Annotated in this window: 23 protein-coding genes; 8 read left to right on the top strand and 15 right to left on the bottom strand. The window is 61.3% G+C overall.

Going from position 1 to position 17,961, the window contains the following annotated elements:
• Nucleotides 1-59 precede the first annotated feature (59 nt).
• Together EO99_RS0123120 and EO99_RS0123115 are read right to left on the bottom strand one after the other, a co-directional pair.
• On the bottom strand, nucleotides 60-410 hold the full coding sequence (locus EO99_RS0123120; protein ID WP_029620933.1) for an STAS domain-containing protein: 351 nt from the start codon (nucleotides 408-410) through the stop codon (nucleotides 60-62).
• Nucleotides 411-505: 95 nt separating this feature from the next.
• Nucleotides 506-1,723: a cytochrome P450 gene (locus EO99_RS0123115; protein WP_162179336.1), complete on the bottom strand. Its 1,218-nt coding sequence runs from the start codon at nucleotides 1,721-1,723 to the stop codon at nucleotides 506-508.
• A 290-nt stretch (nucleotides 1,724-2,013) separates the two neighbouring features.
• On the opposite strand from EO99_RS0123115, the gene EO99_RS0123110 reads away from it, so the two are divergent.
• Both EO99_RS0123110 and ade read left to right on the top strand, forming a co-directional pair.
• Nucleotides 2,014-3,456: an alpha/beta hydrolase gene (locus EO99_RS0123110; protein ID WP_235776913.1), complete on the top strand. Its 1,443-nt coding sequence runs from the start codon at nucleotides 2,014-2,016 to the stop codon at nucleotides 3,454-3,456.
• 106 nt (nucleotides 3,457-3,562) lie between these two features.
• Nucleotides 3,563-5,260 carry an adenine deaminase gene (gene ade, locus EO99_RS0123105; RefSeq protein WP_029620930.1) on the top strand — a complete coding sequence of 566 codons (1,698 nt, stop codon included), beginning with the start codon at nucleotides 3,563-3,565 and terminating at the stop codon, nucleotides 5,258-5,260.
• A gap of 4 nt (nucleotides 5,261-5,264) precedes the next feature.
• On the opposite strand, the gene EO99_RS0123100 is transcribed toward ade, so the two are convergent.
• The 4 genes from EO99_RS0123100 to EO99_RS27710 all read right to left on the bottom strand — a co-directional run bounded on the left by EO99_RS0123100 (nucleotide 5,265) and on the right by EO99_RS27710 (nucleotide 6,507).
• Nucleotides 5,265-5,546: a type II toxin-antitoxin system HicB family antitoxin gene (locus EO99_RS0123100; protein ID WP_029620929.1), complete on the bottom strand. Its 282-nt coding sequence runs from the start codon at nucleotides 5,544-5,546 to the stop codon at nucleotides 5,265-5,267.
• Nucleotides 5,543-5,956, bottom strand: a complete 414-nt coding sequence (locus EO99_RS0123095; RefSeq protein ID WP_235776912.1) for a putative toxin-antitoxin system toxin component, PIN family — start codon at nucleotides 5,954-5,956, stop codon at nucleotides 5,543-5,545. Before EO99_RS0123095 ends, EO99_RS0123100 begins: the two co-directional genes overlap by 4 nt.
• Before the next feature lie 61 nt (nucleotides 5,957-6,017).
• The gene (locus EO99_RS0123090) at nucleotides 6,018-6,365 is read right to left on the bottom strand and encodes an Atu4866 domain-containing protein (protein WP_029620927.1); all 348 of its coding nucleotides are present in this window, start codon (nucleotides 6,363-6,365) and stop codon (nucleotides 6,018-6,020) included.
• Entirely contained in the window at nucleotides 6,358-6,507 is a 150-nt protein-coding gene (locus tag EO99_RS27710) for a hypothetical protein (protein ID WP_156034984.1), read from the bottom strand. Before EO99_RS27710 ends, EO99_RS0123090 begins: the two co-directional genes overlap by 8 nt.
• 192 nt (nucleotides 6,508-6,699) lie before the next feature.
• On the opposite strand from EO99_RS27710, the gene EO99_RS0123080 reads away from it, so the two are divergent.
• Nucleotides 6,700-7,626, top strand: coding sequence for an AraC family transcriptional regulator (locus EO99_RS0123080; RefSeq protein WP_037112773.1), 927 nt, complete (start codon nucleotides 6,700-6,702; stop codon nucleotides 7,624-7,626).
• A gap of 48 nt (nucleotides 7,627-7,674) precedes the next feature.
• Here the strand turns inward: EO99_RS0123080 and EO99_RS0123075 are convergent, their stop codons facing one another.
• The gene (locus EO99_RS0123075; protein ID WP_029620925.1) at nucleotides 7,675-8,136 is read right to left on the bottom strand and encodes a DoxX family protein; all 462 of its coding nucleotides are present in this window, start codon (nucleotides 8,134-8,136) and stop codon (nucleotides 7,675-7,677) included.
• Between the two features lie 39 nt (nucleotides 8,137-8,175).
• A complete protein-coding gene (locus tag EO99_RS0123070; protein WP_029620924.1) occupies nucleotides 8,176-8,550 on the bottom strand; it encodes a hypothetical protein in 375 nt (124 codons plus the stop codon).
• A gap of 156 nt (nucleotides 8,551-8,706) precedes the next feature.
• Here EO99_RS0123070 and EO99_RS0123065 point away from each other — a divergent pair, with 156 nt between their 5' ends.
• Both EO99_RS0123065 and EO99_RS0123060 read left to right on the top strand, forming a co-directional pair.
• Nucleotides 8,707-9,168, top strand: coding sequence for an MFS transporter (locus tag EO99_RS0123065; RefSeq protein WP_162179335.1), 462 nt, complete (start codon nucleotides 8,707-8,709; stop codon nucleotides 9,166-9,168).
• On the top strand, nucleotides 9,159-9,875 hold the full coding sequence (locus EO99_RS0123060; protein WP_029620922.1) for an MFS transporter: 717 nt from the start codon (nucleotides 9,159-9,161) through the stop codon (nucleotides 9,873-9,875). The genes EO99_RS0123065 and EO99_RS0123060 overlap by 10 nt, the downstream gene beginning before the upstream one ends.
• 54 nt (nucleotides 9,876-9,929) lie before the next feature.
• Here EO99_RS0123060 and greA read toward each other — a convergent pair whose 3' ends face one another.
• The 3 genes from greA to EO99_RS26050 all read right to left on the bottom strand — a co-directional run bounded on the left by greA (nucleotide 9,930) and on the right by EO99_RS26050 (nucleotide 12,345).
• The gene (gene greA, locus EO99_RS0123055) at nucleotides 9,930-10,430 is read right to left on the bottom strand and encodes a transcription elongation factor GreA (protein ID WP_029620921.1); all 501 of its coding nucleotides are present in this window, start codon (nucleotides 10,428-10,430) and stop codon (nucleotides 9,930-9,932) included.
• 143 nt (nucleotides 10,431-10,573) lie between these two features.
• The gene (locus EO99_RS0123050) at nucleotides 10,574-11,203 is read right to left on the bottom strand and encodes a hypothetical protein (RefSeq protein ID WP_029620920.1); all 630 of its coding nucleotides are present in this window, start codon (nucleotides 11,201-11,203) and stop codon (nucleotides 10,574-10,576) included.
• A gap of 167 nt (nucleotides 11,204-11,370) precedes the next feature.
• The gene (locus tag EO99_RS26050; RefSeq protein ID WP_210165100.1) at nucleotides 11,371-12,345 is read right to left on the bottom strand and encodes a DMT family transporter; all 975 of its coding nucleotides are present in this window, start codon (nucleotides 12,343-12,345) and stop codon (nucleotides 11,371-11,373) included.
• 24 nt (nucleotides 12,346-12,369) lie between these two features.
• Here EO99_RS26050 and EO99_RS0123040 point away from each other — a divergent pair, with 24 nt between their 5' ends.
• Nucleotides 12,370-13,164, top strand: a complete 795-nt coding sequence (locus tag EO99_RS0123040) for an AraC family transcriptional regulator (RefSeq protein ID WP_051680040.1) — start codon at nucleotides 12,370-12,372, stop codon at nucleotides 13,162-13,164.
• Between the two features lie 65 nt (nucleotides 13,165-13,229).
• On the opposite strand, the gene EO99_RS0123035 is transcribed toward EO99_RS0123040, so the two are convergent.
• On the bottom strand, nucleotides 13,230-13,622 hold the full coding sequence (locus EO99_RS0123035; protein WP_029620918.1) for a VOC family protein: 393 nt from the start codon (nucleotides 13,620-13,622) through the stop codon (nucleotides 13,230-13,232).
• Between the two features lie 132 nt (nucleotides 13,623-13,754).
• Nucleotides 13,755-14,147 (bottom strand): winged helix-turn-helix transcriptional regulator, encoded by a 393-nt coding sequence (locus EO99_RS0123030; RefSeq protein WP_029620917.1) that lies wholly within the window; start codon nucleotides 14,145-14,147, stop codon nucleotides 13,755-13,757.
• 81 nt (nucleotides 14,148-14,228) lie between these two features.
• Here EO99_RS0123030 and EO99_RS0123025 point away from each other — a divergent pair, with 81 nt between their 5' ends.
• The gene (locus EO99_RS0123025) at nucleotides 14,229-14,960 is read left to right on the top strand and encodes an SDR family NAD(P)-dependent oxidoreductase (protein ID WP_029620916.1); all 732 of its coding nucleotides are present in this window, start codon (nucleotides 14,229-14,231) and stop codon (nucleotides 14,958-14,960) included.
• Nucleotides 14,961-15,071: 111 nt separating this feature from the next.
• On the opposite strand, the gene EO99_RS0123020 is transcribed toward EO99_RS0123025, so the two are convergent.
• The gene (locus EO99_RS0123020; protein WP_156034982.1) at nucleotides 15,072-15,821 is read right to left on the bottom strand and encodes an alpha/beta hydrolase; all 750 of its coding nucleotides are present in this window, start codon (nucleotides 15,819-15,821) and stop codon (nucleotides 15,072-15,074) included.
• A 486-nt stretch (nucleotides 15,822-16,307) separates the two neighbouring features.
• Complete coding sequence (locus tag EO99_RS0123010; RefSeq protein ID WP_051680039.1) at nucleotides 16,308-17,063, bottom strand: phosphatase PAP2 family protein; 756 nt, start codon at nucleotides 17,061-17,063, stop codon at nucleotides 16,308-16,310.
• Nucleotides 17,064-17,134: 71 nt separating this feature from the next.
• Between EO99_RS0123010 and EO99_RS0123005 the strand changes: the two genes are divergently transcribed.
• Nucleotides 17,135-17,857, top strand: a complete 723-nt coding sequence (locus EO99_RS0123005) for a response regulator transcription factor (protein ID WP_235776911.1) — start codon at nucleotides 17,135-17,137, stop codon at nucleotides 17,855-17,857.
• Nucleotides 17,858-17,961 lie beyond the last annotated feature (104 nt).

Below are 17,961 nucleotides of genomic sequence, written 5' to 3'. Positions count from 1 at the left end.
GCACGGCGTCCTGCTGAACCGCCAGCCCTTCGAAGCGCAGGTTCGAACGAACCCCGTCGTTACGCAGCCTTGTGCTGCAGCGACACGGCAGAGCCTGCCGTGCCCCTCTGAACCGCGCGCTGAAGATCAGCAAACCCGGTTGCCTCGAGCACGCTTCGCATCACCGGATCCGGGACGTTGACGAGAAACTCGCTGTGCCGGTTTCGCATCAGTCGCGCACCGACGACCAGCCCGCGGATCCCCGCGCGCGTCAACGACGTTGCACCCGAAAGATCAACCAACAGGTGCGTGCAGTCGGAACGGATCGCCGCATTGACGGCATCATGGAGCCGACCGGCGGCAAAGCGATCGACGGCGCCGGCAATCTCGATGATGAGGGTGTCGCGGAGCCTCTTGAAATTGACATGCATGGTTGTGTTTCCTTCACCTGATCGCCGAAGCTTTTCGCATCCATCCGCCACCGGAGCGGCGGTCTTGGCGGTGCTTCGTGTCGTTCGTTTCCTCGTTAATGCAGAGTCACGCGCACCGGCGTGATCTGCCGGATGCCGCCGAAGCCGGTCATCCGTGGTTTTTCCTCCAGCGCGATGCTGGAGAAAGCGGCCGAGAGCGCACTCAGCGCTTCCTGCAGTTCGAGCCGGGCCAGCATTTCGCCGATGCAGCGATGCGGCCCGAGACCGAAAGCGGTGTGCAGGCGGGGATGATCTGTGCGCTCGATATTGAAGACATCCGGATCGGCATAAAGCTCTGGATCGCGCATCGCCGACATGATGCTGACACGCAGCATGACCCCCGGTGGCACGGCAATGCCGCCCACTCCGACCGGCCCGAGGGTGAAGCGCGGCACCGACGCCACTGCCGGCTCGTAGCGAAGTGCTTCCGCGACGGCGCCGGCTGCAAGATCCGGATTGGCACGAAGTGCGGCCCATTGCTGCGGATGCTGGGCCAGAAGCGCAACCAGCGTCGGAAAGGCCACCCTTGCCGTATCCGTGCCGCCGATGACGATCGTCATCACCTGATGCACCAGGTTCTCGAAGGGGATCATCGGATCGACCTTCCAGCTCGAGGCCAAGGCGGAAAGGAGATCCTGCTGAGGGCGTGCCAGGCGGCGACGAAGGTGTTCCTCGATATAGTGATAGAGCCCTTCAGCCGCAGCCTCGATACGCTCATGATCCGCCAGCGGATAGATTGGCGAGACGGCACGGGCCAGATTGTTGGCATGAAGAACGAAGGTATCGACTTCCGATTCCGGAAGGCCGAGGATCGAGGCGATCATGAGGGCTGGCAGGCGCGCCGCCATCTGCTCCGAGATGTCGACGGTTTCACCGCGCGGCAGTCGTGCGACCATGGCATCCGCAACCGCACGAATTTTGGGCTGTGCCGAGCGCATGCTGGCGAATGCGAACGAACGCGCAAACAGGCTACGCTTGGCACGATGCGCCTCGCCGTTGCTGAACAGCATCGTGTCTTTCATCAGCCTCGACGTGAAGCCCTCGGGAATACGGGTCAGGTGCACATAATCCGCACCTTCAATCTGCACGGTGCGTGGATCGTTCAGCAACGAGAGCACATCCGAGGCCCTGAGCGCCATGAAATGGCCCTCGCCCAGCTTAATGACCGGATGATCTTCGCGCAGTGCTGCAAATCGCGCATGCGGATCGTCCATCAGCTGGAATGGATCGACCACGAGCGGGGTTTGCGCGGGTGTCGATGCGTGTAGGTTCATGGTCATGCTCCATCGGCAGACCGCAGCGAATTTCAGTCGGAGCTCAGTCTGAGCTGCCCGATTGCCACGATGCATTGTTTCGAGTGACGCCCATGTCTTCGGCTACCGTTGTTGTCACCGTTGTCACCCAGGTGGTATTGATAGCGGAGTTCGTTGAATCGTCATTTCAATACATCAGAGTGGGCTAATTAATGCCGGAAGAAGTCCGGATATCGCTGCTTGGCGAGTTACGCGTCACACTTGGAGATCGCGAAGTTGAACTTCCGGCATCCAGGAAAGCGCGCGCGCTGTTGTCGTTTCTTGTTGCAACCGGACGACCACATCGCCGGGAGCGGCTGTGCGAACTGCTGTGGGATGTGCCGGATGATCCAAAGGCTGCCCTGCGCTGGGCACTGACCAAGCTTCGAAAGATCGTCGATACGCCGGACCGCTCCCGTATTGTCGCCGACCGCGAGCGGGTTCACTTCGACCTCGAAGGGACGCAGGTGGATATTCGCGACATCCACGCCGCATTGCGACCGGATGCCGAACCGGTTGAATCGATGCGGCTGGAAGCGATGGCGCAGGAACTTTCGCTTGTCCTGCTCGACGGGCTCGACGGCGCCGGCGACGACCGGTTCGACGCTTGGCTCGTCGCCGAACGCGAGGATGCCGAGGCCGCACGCGCCGAGGTGCTGAAGCGGCTGGCAAAACTCCCCCATGCGACCTCGGCCGCCGCACAGAAATGGCTACGGCTCTGGCGCGAGGTCGACCCGGAAAACGCCGGAGCCTTCGAACGATCCGCAGCCGAGGCCGCGCGGGTCGCGGCAGCCGTTGTCGCCAGTCCGCAAGCCTCACCTGAGCGACAGCAGAGGCCACCGCGCATCACCGCCAGAAGCCGGGCGCTTCGCAACCAGCGCATCGGCTTTTGCGACATTCCCGATGGCACCAAGATCGCCTATGCGACGATCGGCACCGGGCCGCCGCTGCTGAAGGCCGCCAACTGGCTCAACCATCTCGAGTTCGATTGGTCGAGCCCGATCTGGGGCCGCAGCTTTGCCGCCATTGCCCAGCAGCGCACCTTCATTCGCTATGACGAGCGCGGCTGCGGCCTTTCCGACTGGGAGGTGAACGACCTGGGCTTCGACGCCTTCGTCGAGGATCTGGAGGTGGTGGCGGACAAGTTGAAGCTCGAACGCTTCCCGCTGCTCGGCATTTCCCAGGGCGCCGCCGTGTCGATCGAATATGCTGTGCGCCATCCCGAAAGGGTGAGCGGCCTGATCCTGGTCAGCGGCTATGCCGCCGGCTGGCGTCATACCGCCAGTGCCGAGGAACAGGCTCGGCGCGAAGCGGTGCTGACGCTGACGGAGCTCGGCTGGGGCACCGACAATCCCGCCTATCGCCACATCTTTTCCAAGACCTTCATGCCCGATGCCAGCGCCGAAGACCTCGACTGGTTCGACGAATTCCAGCGCCAGACGACGTCGCCTAGGAACGCCGCCCGATTCCAGGATGCCTTCGGCTACATCGACGTCCGCCATCGGCTGGCCGAAGTCCGGGCACCGACGATTGTTCTTCACAGCAGGCACGACCAGCGCATCCCGCTGGAGCTCGGCCGCGCACTGGCCTCGGGCATTCCCGATGCCCATTTCGTGCCGATCGACAGCCGCAATCACATCCTCGTCGACAAGGAGCCGGCCTGGTCAACGGCGCTTGAAACCGTCGCCCGCTTCCTGATCGAAAAAGGCATCTAGCGCTCGCCCTCGTAGCGCCTTCCCCAAACGGCAGCAGGCACAAGGGTTTCCCCTTCTCTGCTCGTCGGGATAGAGTTTCCCGAAGCAATGGATTCGGAGATCGATGATGAGCAACCGCCTTGAACGGCTGATCGACCAGGGCACCGGCCGCATCCCGGCCGACATCGTCTTGAAGGGCGCACGCTTCTTCGACCTCGTCACCGGCGAGCTCGTCGCCTCCGACATCGCCATCTGCGGCGACCGCATCGTCGGCACTGGCGGCAGCTATGTGGGCGACGCCGAGATCGATGTGACCGGCAGGATCATCGTCCCCGGCTTCATCGATACCCACCTGCACATCGAAAGCTCGCTGGTCACGCCGCATGAATTCGACCGCTGCGTCCTCCCCTACGGCGTCACCACCGCCATCTGCGATCCGCACGAGATCGCCAATGTGCTGGGCGAAGAGGGCATCCGCTTCTTCCTCGATTCGGCTGAGCAGACGATCATGGACATCCGCGTCCAGCTCTCCTCCTGCGTGCCGGCGACCCATCTGGAAACCGCCGGCGCCGATCTGCCGATCGAAAAGCTCCTGCCCTTCCGCAGCCACCCGAAGGTCATCGGTCTGGCCGAATTCATGAATTTCCCGGGCGTCATCCACAAGGATCCGGGCTGCCTTGCCAAGCTCGACGCCTTCTGGGGTGACCACATCGATGGCCACGCGCCGCTGCTGCGCGGCAACGACCTGAACGGCTACCTGTCGGCGGGCATCCGCACCGAGCACGAATGCACGACGGCGGACGAAGCCATGGAGAAGATCCGCAAGGGCATGCATATCCTGGTGCGCGAAGGCTCCGTCTCCAAGGATCTCCACGCCCTGATGCCGATCATCACCGAGCGCCTGTCACCCTTCCTGGCGCTCTGCACCGACGACCGCAACCCGCTCGACATCGCCGAACAGGGCCACCTCGACTACATGATCCGCACCGCGATCGCCCATGGCGTCGAGCCGCTGGCGATCTACCGGGCCGCCTCCATCTCCGCCGCCCGCGCCTTTGGCCTGCGCGATCGCGGCCTCGTCGCCCCCGGCTGGCGCGCCGACCTCGTCGTCCTCGACAGTCTCGAAAGCTGCAAGGCCGAGATCGTCTTCTCCGCCGGCCGCCGCGTCACCGACGAACTCTTTGCCACCCGCCGGCCGGTCGCCCCGGTCGGGCTCGACAGCGTCAAGGCGCGTCCCGTCCAGGCCATGCACTTCGGCGTGCCCTTCAGCGAGAACGAAACGCCGGTGATGGGCGTCATCCCCGGCAAGATCATCACCGAGCACCGCCGCTTTCGCCTGCCGGCCGCCGGCAACCAAGCCGGCGTCGATCTCGACCGCGACATCATCAAGGTCGCCGTCATCGAGCGCCACGGCAAGAACGGCAACCACGCCAACGGCTTCGTCCAGGGTTTTGGGCTGAAGAAGGGCGCCATCGCCTCCACCGTCGGCCACGACAGCCACAACATCTGCGTCGTGGGCGTCTCGGAGGACGACATGGCGCTCGCCGCCAACCGCCTCGGCGAGATCAAGGGCGGCTTCGTCGTCGTCGAGGATAGCAAGGTGACGGGCGAGATCGCCCTGCCGGTCGCCGGCCTGATGAGCCTGGAACCCTACGAGGTGGTGCGCGACACGCTGCACGACCTGCGCCAATGCGCCTATGCGCTGGGCACCACGCTGGAAGAACCCTTCCTCCAGGTCGCGTTCCTGCCGTTGCCGGTCATCCCCCACCTGAAGATTTCGGACAGGGGCATGGTGGATGTGGACAGGTTCGAGTTGATCGGGTGAATGGCTACGCCTTGTCGCCCTGGGGCTTGGTCCAACCTTCGGGCAATTCGTCGCCGTTCATGGGCGGATTGCCGGGGACGCTCTCCAGTGCCTTGCTGAAGTCGTCTGGCGTGGCATTCGCTGTCCGCTTGCCGAGAAATTCGGCAGCGGTTTCGACCGCACCGACTTTCTGGGCAACGGCTGAGGCGATCCACTGATTGAGCGACACGCCGTCCTCCTTGGCCAGTCGGGTAGCGGCAGCCTTGATGGAAGCAGGAAGCTTCAAGGGATAGGTATTGCTGCTCATGTCCTCAGTTCCTCCAACAACTCCTTCGGCCTCATCACGCGAAGTCCAAACTCGTCCTTCGCCTGCGCAAAGTCTCGAACGTTATGCGTCACCAGAGCATCGGCTCGCCCGTTTACAGCCGCTTCAAAGACAAGCTCGTCCTTCGGATCGGACAGCTTTGGCCGCCAACGGTAACGAACGTCGATCATCTCCGCCAAGGTCAGAAAACCCGCCAACGCTCTGTCCACTTCGGTTGATGTCATACCATGAACAGCAGCTTGTTCCTCGCGCTTGAGCACAGCCTCATACTCGAGATACAGAGCGACGGTGACGATTGGCATGATCTGACGGCTCGCCACGATTTGAAGAACCGCGAAGGACGCACCTTCACGGCTCCGGAAGCCAGCCGCCAAAACATTCGTGTCAAGCACAACGCGCTTCATTGAAGCTGAAGATAATACATCCCCTGGGGGGGTATCAATCCGCCCCAACTCACCCCCGCACCAACTCCATCCCCGCGTGATAAAGCACGTCCTTGCGGAACTCGCCATCGGCGAGGAAACCTGTGTCGTCCTTGTAGTCGATGTGGTTGCCGTTCACGCGGTACTCGCCCGTATAGGCCCGCTCCCGGTTGCCGCGCGCCTCGATATAGCGGCCGTTGGCCAGAAGCTCGTGGCGGATGTGCTCGTCCTTGGTGATCCAGAGGCCGACATAGGGGTGGTTGCTCATGGAGATCTCCTGCTGTTGCTCGCCGGCAAAGGCCGTGACCGCGACGATGAAAACGAAGGCCGCCGTGATGGCGACCAGCGCGATGTGCTTGGAACCGGCCCGCTCAGCCATTCATGTACTTCCGGCGCAGCGCCTGCTGGCGCCGCTTGGCGAGGGCGCCGCAGAGGTCACCGGCAAACCGCCTGGCCATCCGCAGAGGCAGGCTGGCGAGCCAGCGGAAGGGGCTTTCGAGTAAACGCTGGAAATTGTCCATCACCATCTCCATTTCTGTCCGGGTTGGCTCGTTCGGACGAGACGGTATATGGGCGATCAACAGCAACAGGCGGTAGACCGAAGCTCCGAAGTGATTGCACGATCCTCCAGAACATCAAGATTACGCTTTCCCTGAAGCCGGCACGCGCGTACAAGACCTACGTCACATACCCCGAAAATTTCGGAGATTCAGATGCTCGCCACCCCAACGGCTCTGCCGCAGCTCGATGAGCTCGCCGCCATCGTTGCACAAAACACCAGGGACGACGGGATCTTCGACACGGATATCCCGCGCCTGTCGCTGATCCGTTTCTCCACGACCACGCAGCCGCTCCAGACCTTGCAGCACCCGGCCCTCTGCATCATCGTGCAGGGCTCCAAGCAGGTGATGCTGGCCGACGAGATCTATGTCTATGGCCCGGCCCGGCATCTGGTGGTCTCCGTCGACCTGCCGGTGAGCAGCCAGATCATCGAGGCGAGCCCAGACAAACCCTATCTCTGCATCCGCCTCGACCTCGACCTGCCGGCGCTCGGCACGATGATCATGGAAGTCGCACCGCCGGCAGCCGAGCCCGCCGGCATCTGCTCGAAGGCGATCTGCCTCGCCGAGACCTCGCCGCAGTTCCTCGAGTCGGCGCTGCGCCTGCTGCGCCTCCTCGACAGCCCCGACGACATCGCCTATCTGGCGCCGCTGGCCGAGCGCGAGCTGATGTACCGCCTGCTGCGCGGGCCGCAGGCCCACAAGGTGCGCCGCATGCTGATGCCCGACAGCCGGCTGCAGCAGGTCAACCGCGCGATCGCCTGGATCCGCCAGCACTACGCCGCACCCTTCTCGATCGAGCAGCTTGCGGCGGAGGCGCGCATGAGCCCCTCCTCGCTGCACCAGCATTTTCGCGACGTGACGGCGATGAGCCCGCTGCAGTACCAGAAGCAGCTGCGCCTGCAGGAGGCCCGCCGCCTGATCCTCGCCAACGCCTATGACGCCGCAACCGCTGCCCAGCACGTCGGCTATGACAGCCCCTCGCAGTTCAGCCGCGAATACCGCCGCCTCTTCGGCGCCCCGCCCATCCAGGACGTGACAAGGCTCAAGCAGGAGCCGGGACGCTATGTCGAGGCCTGAGGGGGAAGCGGAGGCGCTGCCTCGCGTCGCAGGCTTTCTCCCAACGGATTACGGCGACTTTTGCGGAGGGGCCTTTCCCCTCTCCGCCTTCCACACCAGTCCGGCGGCAAACAGCGGCAGCCAGGCGAGGATCGGCTGCAGCGGCAGGCGCAGGCCATGGTAGAGCCACTGCCACGGAGAGACCGAGGTAGCGCCTAGCGCGTCGATGGCGTGCTTGATGTTGGCGGGAAAGACGCCGACGGCATAGAGCGCCAGGCCGACAGCCGCGTAGCTGCGAACGGCGGGAACCAGCAGACCGATGGCGCCGGCGATCTCGCTGACGCCTGTCAGGGCAATAACCGCCTCGGGCTCCGGCACCCAGGATGGGGTGATGCCGAGAAACGGTTCGGGCACGGCCAGGTGCAGGACGCCCGCGAGGCCGTAGAAGCCCGCGAGCGCCAACCGGCACCGCACGCGCCAGCGTTCCAGGCGGGCCGTCCGCGGCAGGACATTGTTATGTGTTCCCGCCATGGCCGCCCGGCTGCTCCTCTCGGCAATTGGAAGCCGGCTTTACCCGGCCGTCGCTTCCTCGCGCACGTCGTCGAGAAGAAGATGCACCACGACATATTTGATCGTATAGCGCGCACCGCTGTCGGACGTGGCTTCCACCGTGCCACCATCGGCCGGATGCCAGGCGTGGTAATGGGGATTGTTGGTGATCAGGGTCACCGCCTTGCCTGCGTATTTGCCGTCCAGCCGGTAGCGGGCCTCGGCCAGCGGCCAGATGCGCTGGTAGTCCTCCTGCGTCACGCGCACCCGCAAGGCGGGCCGATGGGTCTCTTCCGGGTGGCCTCGGCCCGCCCGCTCCGACACCGGAACATCCAGCATCACCTCCTCGGCATCATCCAGTAGCGATCGCAGTTCCGCAGGCCACGCACGTCTCATCGATGTCTCCTCCACACCCGTCTCCTCGGGTCTGGGAAATGTAACCTGACGCCGCTGTCGAAGCAAACGGCCGGGGGTGCCTTCTCGCTTGCTGCAGGGAACGCGATCCTTTCGCAGCCATTCAGGCTCGTATCTGACGCGTTCATGGAGCATGGTGTGATCGAGCGAAACCGGATTGCGATTGTGGGCTTTGTCGCCACGGCCATCACCTTCGGCCCTGGACGCATGGCATACGGCATGTTTCTTCCTCAGTTGAAGGAGGAATTCGCCTTCAGCGCCGGCACGGCAGGCGCCATCGCGGGCCTGGGCTTCGCAGCCTTTCTTCTGGCCCTGTTCGTCACCGGCTCGCTGACGCCCCGCTTCGGCCCGCGCTTGCCACTTTTGATCGGAGGGGGCTTTGCGGTCGCCGGCTTTGCTCTCACCGCGCTCGCTCCTGGAATGGCCGTGTTGAGCCTCGGGGTCGCCTGCGCCTCTGCAAGTGCCGGCTTTGCCTGGACGCCTTTCAACAGCATGACGCAGCAGGCGGTACCGGAGCAGTATCGCAGGCGCGTCCTGTCGATCGTCAGCACCGGAACGACCTTCGGGATCATCGCCGCCGGGTCCTGGCGATGGGCATAGCTGCCGGGGGATTGTCGTGGCGGATCGCCTGGGCGGCGTTCGCCGCCATCGCGCCCATCGCCGTGGTCCTTCCGATGCTGCTCCTGTCGAAGCAGGATGGCTTCGAGTATGGACGCCGCATAGACATCCGAAAGGAGTTTTCGGGGCTTCGCCGCCGTGAGGCCGTTCCCCTCTACGGCCTCGCTCTCTCCTTCGGCGCCACGAACGGCACCTATCTCTCCTACTGGATCGAACACATCAGCCAGTCCGGCGGCCTCCCCGGCGTCCCTTCCGAGCTGATCGGTCCCGTGCTGTTCATCGCCTTCGGCCTGGCGGGCTGCCTCGGTCTCTTCACGGGCGATGTCGTCGAAAGGCGTGGCCTGCGGATGGTGCTCCTGGTCCTGTTCTCCGGGTCGGCTGCCTCTTTGCTGCTTCTGGCTTTCCTGCCGGGCAGCTGGGCGGGCACCCTTGCTTCCGCCGCCCTGCAGGGGATCTGCGTGATGTGCCTCAGCGCGATCTACTCCTTCTGGAGCCAGCGCCTCTTTCCCAACATTCCCGCCGAAAGCTTCACGGCCGTCCTCATGCTCTATGCCGCAGGCAGCGTCATTGCCCCACCGGTGGCAGGCCAGCTCGGCAGCGCCCTGGGGCTCGGTCCGACGCTTGCCCTGTTCGGCGCCGTGTCGATCGGCTCCCTGCTTCTGGTTCGCCGGGTTGAAGAGGCGCCTTGAAAGCCTGTCCGCTCAGGCCGACGGGCGTCTTCCGCTTCGCCAAAAAGGGGTAGATTACCGGCGTGGCGCGTCACAGGAGATGGAAACCAGCTCCAGTTCCTGACCTCCGACCGACACCACGTCTCCCACGCGCTTTCCCGAAAGCTGTCTTGCAACGGGAGACACATAGGAAATGGTGCCGGCCTTGGGATCGGCTTCATCCTCGCCGACAATCCGGTAGGTCTGCACCCTCCCGTCCTCGCGTGAAAACGTCACGGTGCTTCCAAAGGCAACCATCTCCGCACCCGCCGGGGCAGGCACAACCTGGGCCGTGCGGACCCGTTCCGTGAAATAGCGCAGATCGCGCAGAGGCCCTGCCGCCTGCCGCCGTCGTTCGTTCACGTCCTCGATGGCGTTGGAAGCCTGATGCGCCTCGCGAGCCTCCTCCAGCTGCCTCTTCAGTGCCTCCAGCCCCGCCTCCGTCACCAGATTGGGATGGGGGGAGACGGGACGGTCGGGCAGCAGGGTTTCTGCAGCCGTTTCCGCACTCTCTTCCTTCACGAAGGCGACACTCATTTCCAATTTCCCTGTTCTGACAAATGCTTCTCGCCCGACTGACCATCGACCTCAGACCCGACGCCTGCTTAACGCGTGGAAGAGCCCTGGTATCCATCGTTGCCACGTCCCGAGACCGGGATCGCGAGCCGAAGGCGCATCTCCTACCGGAGAAGCCCGTCCATATCGAAGTCTTCCCAGCCGCGTAGCGTGACAGCCGGATCCTCGGGGTCACGGGCGGGCTTTTTCGAAACCTTCTGGGCCTTCTTCAGCGACCGCGTCAGTTTCGCCTTGTAGGCCGCCTCTCGCCGTTTCTCCGCTTTCGCCTCGGCGTCCTGCTCCCGCCATTCGTCGACGGCGCCCCGATCCAGAAGGTCTTCCACCACTTTCGGATCGAAGACATGGAAAGTGATCCGGCGGGCGCGACCGTTCAACCGGACCGTCCGGGTCCCCGCGCTCGGCAGCCGTCCGTCCGCGAGCCATCGGTGGCGCTCGCTCGTCTTGATCGTCAGGATATCCTGGATCTCGCGGGGGATGACGGGCAGCGTCTCGACCTCCGCCATCACCTTGTTGATAACGGCGACCGAGGCGGTGAACGCAGCCTTCTCGCTGACCGGCATCGCAAGCGTCAGGTCGTTCCCTTCGAGAACGACCGACTTCTTGACGGTTGCCGGAAGCCTTGCCTGGATTTCCTGCAAAATCCCCTTGGCCCGCACGAACGAGCCGAGCGTGGCCGCAGCCGACAGCGTCCATGTCCTCAAGAGTTCGATCTCGGTCTTCGCGGCTTTCGGCATCGGCGTTAGATGGGATGGACAGGCATCCAGGTCAACAATGCCTTTGCCAACCTGAGATAAATGCAACAGCAGGATCGCATCGTCCTGCGGCGGCTTGGCGCCAAAAGGAGACATGCGCTTGTGCCGAAAAGATACCGCGTGTCTCCATCGAAAGACTTGGTTGGCCTCTATTCAGCCAATGCCTTCACGCCCAACTGCGTCCTCGTCGCTTTCCGTTGGACGAAGATGATCCCCACGATGGTCATGCCACCGCCAACGAGATGGTAGACATGCAAGGTCTCTCCGAGAAAGACAGCGGCGAAGATGGCGGTCAAGATCGGGATCAGGTTCATGAAGATTGCCGTCCGCGCTGCCCCCAGATGCTTGACCGCTGACATCCATACGAATGGGGCAAGAATGGAGCCAGGAATCGCCGCATAAAGGACCATGGCCGTGTTAGACATGTTAAAAGTCGATGGTGCTGACATTAGGTAGGCTGGGATGAGTAGCACCACCGCCACGCAGATCTGGACGTAGATGGACGTCCAGATTGCCAACGGAACAGCCCAGCGCTTGAGAAGAATCCCATAACCGGCATAGGCGAGCACCGCGATCAGCATGATCGCATCTCCACGGCCCACGCCTTGCGATAGGAGGCGCGATGGATCGCCCTGACCCAGCACAACGAAGATTCCGAAAAGGGAAACAAGGCCGCCAAGCATCGCAAGGCTGGATGGTCTGTCGCCCAGGAAGACGATGCTCAGGATCAGGGTCAGCAGTGGAACAAGCGACAGCATGATCGCTATGTTGGTTGCCGAGGTGAACGCAGCCGCATAATAGCCGAGCCCCTGACATGCGGCCATGCCGAGCAGGCCCAGAACGATAAGTTTCGGAAGTAGGCCGCAACTGTTCTGCGGTGACGCCAAAAGTCGCGCCCAACGATCGGCGACAAGATGACCAGGGCAATAAACCAGCGCTCGAAGGCGATGGCGCCTGGCGCAATCGCGCCTGCTGCGAGCTTGCTGACGATCGTGTTTCCAACCCAGATTAACACCGCGAGCAGAGCGAATAGGAGATATTTGATAGGCACAAGAAGCCTCCTTTGCTGAGAAGGCTTTTGCTACCAAATGTCTGAACATCGATATATAGCGATAAAAGGACATTCAACAATTGCGATAGGACGGTTCATGAAAACTGAAATCCCGCCCGGAGAGACGCCGTCGCCCCTCTCATTCAGGACGGAAAACTACAAGGCCGGATCTGTCTTTAAAGAAAGACGACAGCCTTGGTGCAAGGTGGGTTACGCCGTGAAGGGCGTGGTTGAAGCGAAAGTGGAGGGCAGGCGATTTCTCTGTCCGCCACACTATGCCACGTGGATTCCTGCCGATGCCTTGCACGCATGCCATACTCGCGAGAACGTTAAATTCGTGTCGATCTACATCGACCGCGCCCTTTGCACCAATATGCCGGAAAGACCCTGCACGCTCGCGCTCAGCCCTTTGATCAAGGCTATCCTCGCCGACTTCGCCGATCGTGGGATTACGGTACCCGAGACTGATCCCGACCGGCGGCTTGCCTTCGTTCTGGTCGACCAGTTGCTCAAGGCTCCAAGGCGGGAGAGCTTTCTACCCATATCGGACGATGAACTGCTCCGTCCCGTCATCAATGCACTCCAGGCAAATGCAAGCGATCGGAAGTCCCTCGCAGAATGGGCGCGGTCTCTCGGCACTACGGAAAAAACCTTGTCGAGGCGGTTTCAGGGACAGCTTGGAATATCGTTCAACGAATGGCGCCAGAGGCTGAAGCTGGTCGCTTCACTTTCGCTCATCGAAGATGGTAAATCGGTTCAATCGATCGCGAACGAACTGGGCTACAGCAGCGCGTCGGCGTTTATTGCCATGTTCAGAAGACAGACGGGAACTAGCCCGACACATTTGGCGACCATGACGACCAGCCACAGTGTCTCCAATCCTGAAGGTTGACCTAAAACTAGGTTGTCCGCCTCGGTCCGACTGCCGTCAGGGCGCGGAAGCGCCAAGAGCGGCCATCAGTCCTGCCACGCGGCGTTCTGTAACACGACCCTGTAACCGTCCGGGTCTTCGAAGGTTTTTCCATTCCGCTCCCAATAGGGGTTGAAGGACGGTACGGGTGAGAAACCAGAAGCCACCATGCGCGCGACGGATGTATTCCATTCAGCCTGATCAGGAAGGAAGAAGACAATCAGGTTCTCTTCGGTCGGAGCGCGACCGACTGCGGGCCCAATCTTCTTCGTGAACTCGAAATGATACGGCACCCCGGGCTGCCCCACCATGATGCCATCGAAGCCATCATGTCCCGAGAACGCGTAAAGCAAATCCATGCCAAGGCCATCGCAGTAGAACTTGCGCAAAGCCTCCAGGTCATCAGTTGGCCGCGCCACACGAATTGTCAAAGGCTGCACTTTTCAAGCTCCTGAGCTTCCCTTCTCCCGGGAGTTACAAGTCCAAATGAGGCGTCATCAAGCGATCGATGGCGGCTTTGGGCCGACTGCTGTTATGGCGCAGAAGCGCCAGGAGGAGACACAGGGACGCTGTCAGCGACGATTGTCCGTGTTGTCATAGCGCAGCGCCGCTGCCTCGACCTTGTCGCCGTTGGCCGCTGCCCACAAGCACAATGCTTCAAAAGGCTCCCGCAGGGAATGACCGAGTGGAGTGATCGCATATTCCACGCCGATCGGCTGCGTTGGGAGGACGGTTCTCGTTACAAGGCCGTTCCGCTCAAGCCTCTTCAGGGCATCGGCCAGAGCCTTGTGCGTGATCCCGTCGAGACGCCGCTTCAGTTCGTTGAACCGCGCAGGTTTCGGACAGATCACGGTCAGTATCAGGATCGTCCATTTGTCAGCGATCTTGTCGAGCACCGGTCGAACCTGCGCCATGTTGCAAAGCGCGCGATGAGAAAGGGCTTCCAGGTCAGTATACTGGTCCATATCTAGGCTATTCCAGGTGCGTAATTGATATCAGGTATCCAGGTTATATCATGGCGAGACCATTCAGTGAAAGGATTTACGATGGCTCGCATGAATAACAAAGTGGCTTTGGTCGTGGGCGGCGCGAAGGGGATCGGCTTGGCGATTGCAGAGCGGCTTTCTGCCGAAGGGGCAAATGTCTTCATCACCAGTCGTCGCGGTGAAGATGCTGAACAGGCGGCCAAAGGCATCGGCAATGGCGCGGTCGGCATCACCGCTGACGCAAGCTCTCCGGAAGACATGGTGGAGGCTGTCGAGACGGTGCGCAGAGCATACGGTCGTATCGACGCGCTCGTTCTGAATGCAGGTCTTTCGGAACCTTCGCAGATCGCCGAGATAACGCCGGAGCATTTCGACCGCCACTTCGACGTCAACGTCCGAGGAATGGTGTTCGGCCTCCAGGCTGCTCTCCCTGCAATGACGGAAGGCGGTTCGGTCGTCCTCGTCGGGTCCATAGGCGGAAACGCGGGCTACCCGGCTTACGGAACCTACTGCGCAACCAAGGCGGCCGTTCGATCCTATGCCAGAACCTGGACGGCAGAACTTGCACCCAAAGGTATTCGGGTCAACGTCGTTGCACCCGGTCCCACGGATACGGACATGATGGCTGCTGTCGCGGAAGACACGCGCGCGGCGATGGTCGCGCCGATTCCGATGGGTCGGATGGCACGGCCTTCAGAAGTGGCTGCGGCCGCCTTGTTCTTGTTGAGCGACGACGCAAGCTACATCGCCGGTGCTGAACTGTGCGTCGACGGCGGCTTGCGGCAGGTCTAAAGGTCTCTCGAAAAGCTGTACCCGATCTCAAGTCGGTCGGGTACAGCAACGCGCACTCGATGGCAGGCCGACTTTAAATCGAAGCCGTTCCATACCGTCGTTCGCCTATCGTCACTTTACCGAGCGGACTGCCTCAAGAATGACATCCGCCGTCTCCTCTGGGTGAGACATGTAGACCATGTGACTCGACTTCACTTCCGTCACCTTCGTGTCTGTGCGCTGATACATCCACCGCAGAAAGTCGGGTGAGAGCACCTTGTCTTCGGTCGTCACGATGCCGAACGAAGGCTTGTCATGCCATGCTGCATGCTGGAACCGCATCTGGAATGTATCCACCCGCATCGGCTTGGCCGATGCAGCCATGAAATCGGTGACGTCGCGCGGAAGGTCCGCGCCGATCATCTCGTGATAGCTCGCTGGACTGGGAACGAACCTCTCATCATCGAGCATTTTCGAATCGATGCCCATGGGAAACCGGCTGCTGATCTCAGCCAGACTTTCGCCCTTATCGGGTTGAAGGGCCGCGACGTAGACCAATGCCTTGACGTTGGGTGCGACGCCAGCCTCGGTGATAACGGCGCCACCGTAACTGTGGCCAACCAGAACGGTTGGGCCGCTTTGGACGTCGACAGCCAGTCTCGTCGCCGCAATATCATCTTCGAGGCTGGTATGGGGCAATGCCACAACAGTGACTGCCAACCCTTTCGCCCGCAGAATATGAAAGACATCCTTCCATCCCGAGCCGTCCGTTGTCCCACCATGCACCAGCACAACATTGCTCGCACCGGCACTGGCAGGCCCACCGGCACTGGCAGGTCCGGAAACTGACAGAACGAACAGGGCGCTGGCCAGAAGTCTCATCATCGTCATCCTATTACCTTTCAACTATCTCTGTGCGCATCGGGTGCCGCTCGTTCTTCCCGACAGCTTCATCACATTGCTCATCATGATGAGACACTAGATACACGATGGATATCTGATATCAATTACGCACGTTGGATAGCCTAGATATCGACCAGTATACCGACCTGGAGCCCTCTCTCATCGCGCGCTTGGCAAAAAAAGGTCCCATTGGGCCGATACCGGACACCTCCGCCGTGCCGGGTCCTCCCTCACCCCCTCCTCCACCGTGACTTCGACCCCGGCATCGCAATCGGCAGGCAGGATCTCATCCTCGCCGGCAAGGCGAAATCCTGTGGCTCGAGGGTCAGGTTGAAGACGAAGAGCGGCTCGTTGTCCTTCTCGCGGATGGAGACGAGCAGGTCGTGGCTCCCGGGTATCGACGGCGGACGCAGCATGCTTCGGCAAGCTTCAAGCCGCACTCTCCGAAGGGATCTCGGACAGGACTTACGTTCGGCGGGAATGTCTGGTGAACAGTGCGTCGATCTGAGGTGCGCTTCGAGAGAACCATTGCCAGAGCAGCACTGCCAAAACGAACATCAGATTCCAGGCGATCATCACATCCGACATGAAGTGGGCTCCAAACACCACTCTGTTGAACGAGAAGGCGGCCGCGACAATGCCAACCGCACCGAGATAAAGTGTCGAGTATTTGGGCCTGATAAACACAACAAGTGTGAGCAGTGCAAAGGCACTTGCCGCCTCTCCCGAGATGAAGGAACAATTCCTGACGCATTGGTCGGTGAGCTGCCACGGAGGCGTAAAGAACGCACTGCCGCCAAATTCCTCAAGTGCTCTTGGACGCGCTCTGCCAACCAGCATCTTGATCAGGTGGACGCCGAGCCCCGGACCCGCTGCAAGGAACGTGATCGCAAATAGCAGTTTGTGCGGTGCAGGTGGATATTTCAGGTGCCTGAGGAATGGACTGGGAATTAACAGCGCAACCGCGGTGCCTATCACGACCCAGGGCAGAAACCTGTTGGTGTCACGAAATGCAATGAGGAAACTGTCTTCCTTGAATTCGAAGCCGGCGGCGGGCTCCCAGAAAAAACGACTTACAATGAGGTCAAGTTCTGGCACCGCTGCAAAGATCAGGGACACAAGGCCCAAAAGTATAAGCGCCGGTGCAAGCAAATGGCGCGCCTCGTCCCCCACGGTTTTCGAAATTGCTTTTTGAGCGTGGTTGAGATCAGTTACGTTCATCGGTGGATCCTCGTTGAGGACCACGTTCTCTCGCCGGATTGTCAAGATTTGACCGAGACCCGGAGAAGGGCATGTCAAGGTCAGTGGGTTTGACTATGATTTCATCTCTCGTGCTGGTGGTCGAGGACGACGAGGAGATAGCCTCCCTCTTGGAAAAATATCTCGCACGAGCTGGCTACAGGACGACCAAAGCATCGACAGGCCTTGCGGCTCTCGCCCATGTACAGAGATTGCAGCCGGACCTGATACTGCTCGACATCGGCCTGCCGGATATCGACGGCTTCGATCTTCTGACGAAGGTTCGAGGGAGCTCCACCGTGCCGGTGATATTCTTGTCGGCGATGGATGACAGTACCGACAAATTGCTCGGGCTGAAGCTCGGGGCTGACGACTACGTCACGAAACCGTTCAACCCACAGGAAGTCGTGGCGCGTGTGGGGGCCGTCCTGAAGCGGACCAGAGGCGTTGCCGCCAGCGAGGTTATCCGGCACGACCAGATCGAAGTCCAGCTGGATTCCCACATCGCGATTGTATCAACGGAGACAGGTCGGCTTGAACTGCCGCTGACGGCAACAGAGTTTCGCCTTCTGGTCTGTTTTGTCCGATCTCCTTTCAAGACGTTCGAAAGAGCATCGTTGTTGGACGCCTGTATGCCCGAAAGTGATGCCCTGGATCGAACCGTTGATACGCATATTGGCAATCTGAGGCGAAAGCTGGCGAATGGTGGCCAGGAGGGCTACATCGTCGCAGTGCGAGGTATAGGATATCGTTTCGCGAGGTCGACAGGTGTCTAGACCGGCCCTCTCAACAATGACAGCCGCGCTGGTGTCCGTCACTCAACTTGTGACGATCGCACTGCTCTACGTCTTGGTGGACTGGTATATCGATCATGCTGAAG

Origin of the sequence: Pseudorhizobium marinum (assembly GCF_000705355.1) — a bacterium.
Taxonomy (GTDB): domain Bacteria; phylum Pseudomonadota; class Alphaproteobacteria; order Rhizobiales; family Rhizobiaceae; genus Neorhizobium; species Neorhizobium pelagicum.
This window is presented reverse-complemented; position numbering and strand designations above follow the sequence as displayed.

Coding starts and splice junctions, on each gene's coding strand:
- EO99_RS0123120 (WP_029620933.1), bottom strand. CDS start 410: ATGCATGTCAATTTCAAGAGGCTCCGCGACACCCTCATCATCGAGATT.
- EO99_RS0123115 (WP_162179336.1), bottom strand. CDS start 1,723: ATGAACCTACACGCATCGACACCCGCGCAAACCCCGCTCGTGGTCGAT.
- ade (WP_029620930.1), top strand. CDS start 3,563: ATGAGCAACCGCCTTGAACGGCTGATCGACCAGGGCACCGGCCGCATC.
- EO99_RS0123100 (WP_029620929.1), bottom strand. CDS start 5,546: ATGAGCAGCAATACCTATCCCTTGAAGCTTCCTGCTTCCATCAAGGCT.
- EO99_RS0123090 (WP_029620927.1), bottom strand. CDS start 6,365: ATGGCTGAGCGGGCCGGTTCCAAGCACATCGCGCTGGTCGCCATCACG.
- EO99_RS27710 (WP_156034984.1), bottom strand. CDS start 6,507: ATGGACAATTTCCAGCGTTTACTCGAAAGCCCCTTCCGCTGGCTCGCC.
- EO99_RS0123080 (WP_037112773.1), top strand. CDS start 6,700: ATGCTCGCCACCCCAACGGCTCTGCCGCAGCTCGATGAGCTCGCCGCC.
- EO99_RS0123075 (WP_029620925.1), bottom strand. CDS start 8,136: ATGGCGGGAACACATAACAATGTCCTGCCGCGGACGGCCCGCCTGGAA.
- EO99_RS0123070 (WP_029620924.1), bottom strand. CDS start 8,550: ATGAGACGTGCGTGGCCTGCGGAACTGCGATCGCTACTGGATGATGCC.
- EO99_RS0123060 (WP_029620922.1), top strand. CDS start 9,159: ATGGGCATAGCTGCCGGGGGATTGTCGTGGCGGATCGCCTGGGCGGCG.
- greA (WP_029620921.1), bottom strand. CDS start 10,430: ATGAGTGTCGCCTTCGTGAAGGAAGAGAGTGCGGAAACGGCTGCAGAA.
- EO99_RS0123050 (WP_029620920.1), bottom strand. CDS start 11,203: ATGCCGAAAGCCGCGAAGACCGAGATCGAACTCTTGAGGACATGGACG.
- EO99_RS26050 (WP_210165100.1), bottom strand. CDS start 12,345: ATGTCCTTTTATCGCTATATATCGATGTTCAGACATTTGGTAGCAAAA.
- EO99_RS0123040 (WP_051680040.1), top strand. CDS start 12,370: ATGAAAACTGAAATCCCGCCCGGAGAGACGCCGTCGCCCCTCTCATTC.
- EO99_RS0123030 (WP_029620917.1), bottom strand. CDS start 14,147: ATGGACCAGTATACTGACCTGGAAGCCCTTTCTCATCGCGCGCTTTGC.
- EO99_RS0123025 (WP_029620916.1), top strand. CDS start 14,229: ATGGCTCGCATGAATAACAAAGTGGCTTTGGTCGTGGGCGGCGCGAAG.
- EO99_RS0123020 (WP_156034982.1), bottom strand. CDS start 15,821: ATGAGACTTCTGGCCAGCGCCCTGTTCGTTCTGTCAGTTTCCGGACCT.
- EO99_RS0123010 (WP_051680039.1), bottom strand. CDS start 17,063: ATGAACGTAACTGATCTCAACCACGCTCAAAAAGCAATTTCGAAAACC.
- EO99_RS0123005 (WP_235776911.1), top strand. CDS start 17,135: ATGTCAAGGTCAGTGGGTTTGACTATGATTTCATCTCTCGTGCTGGTG.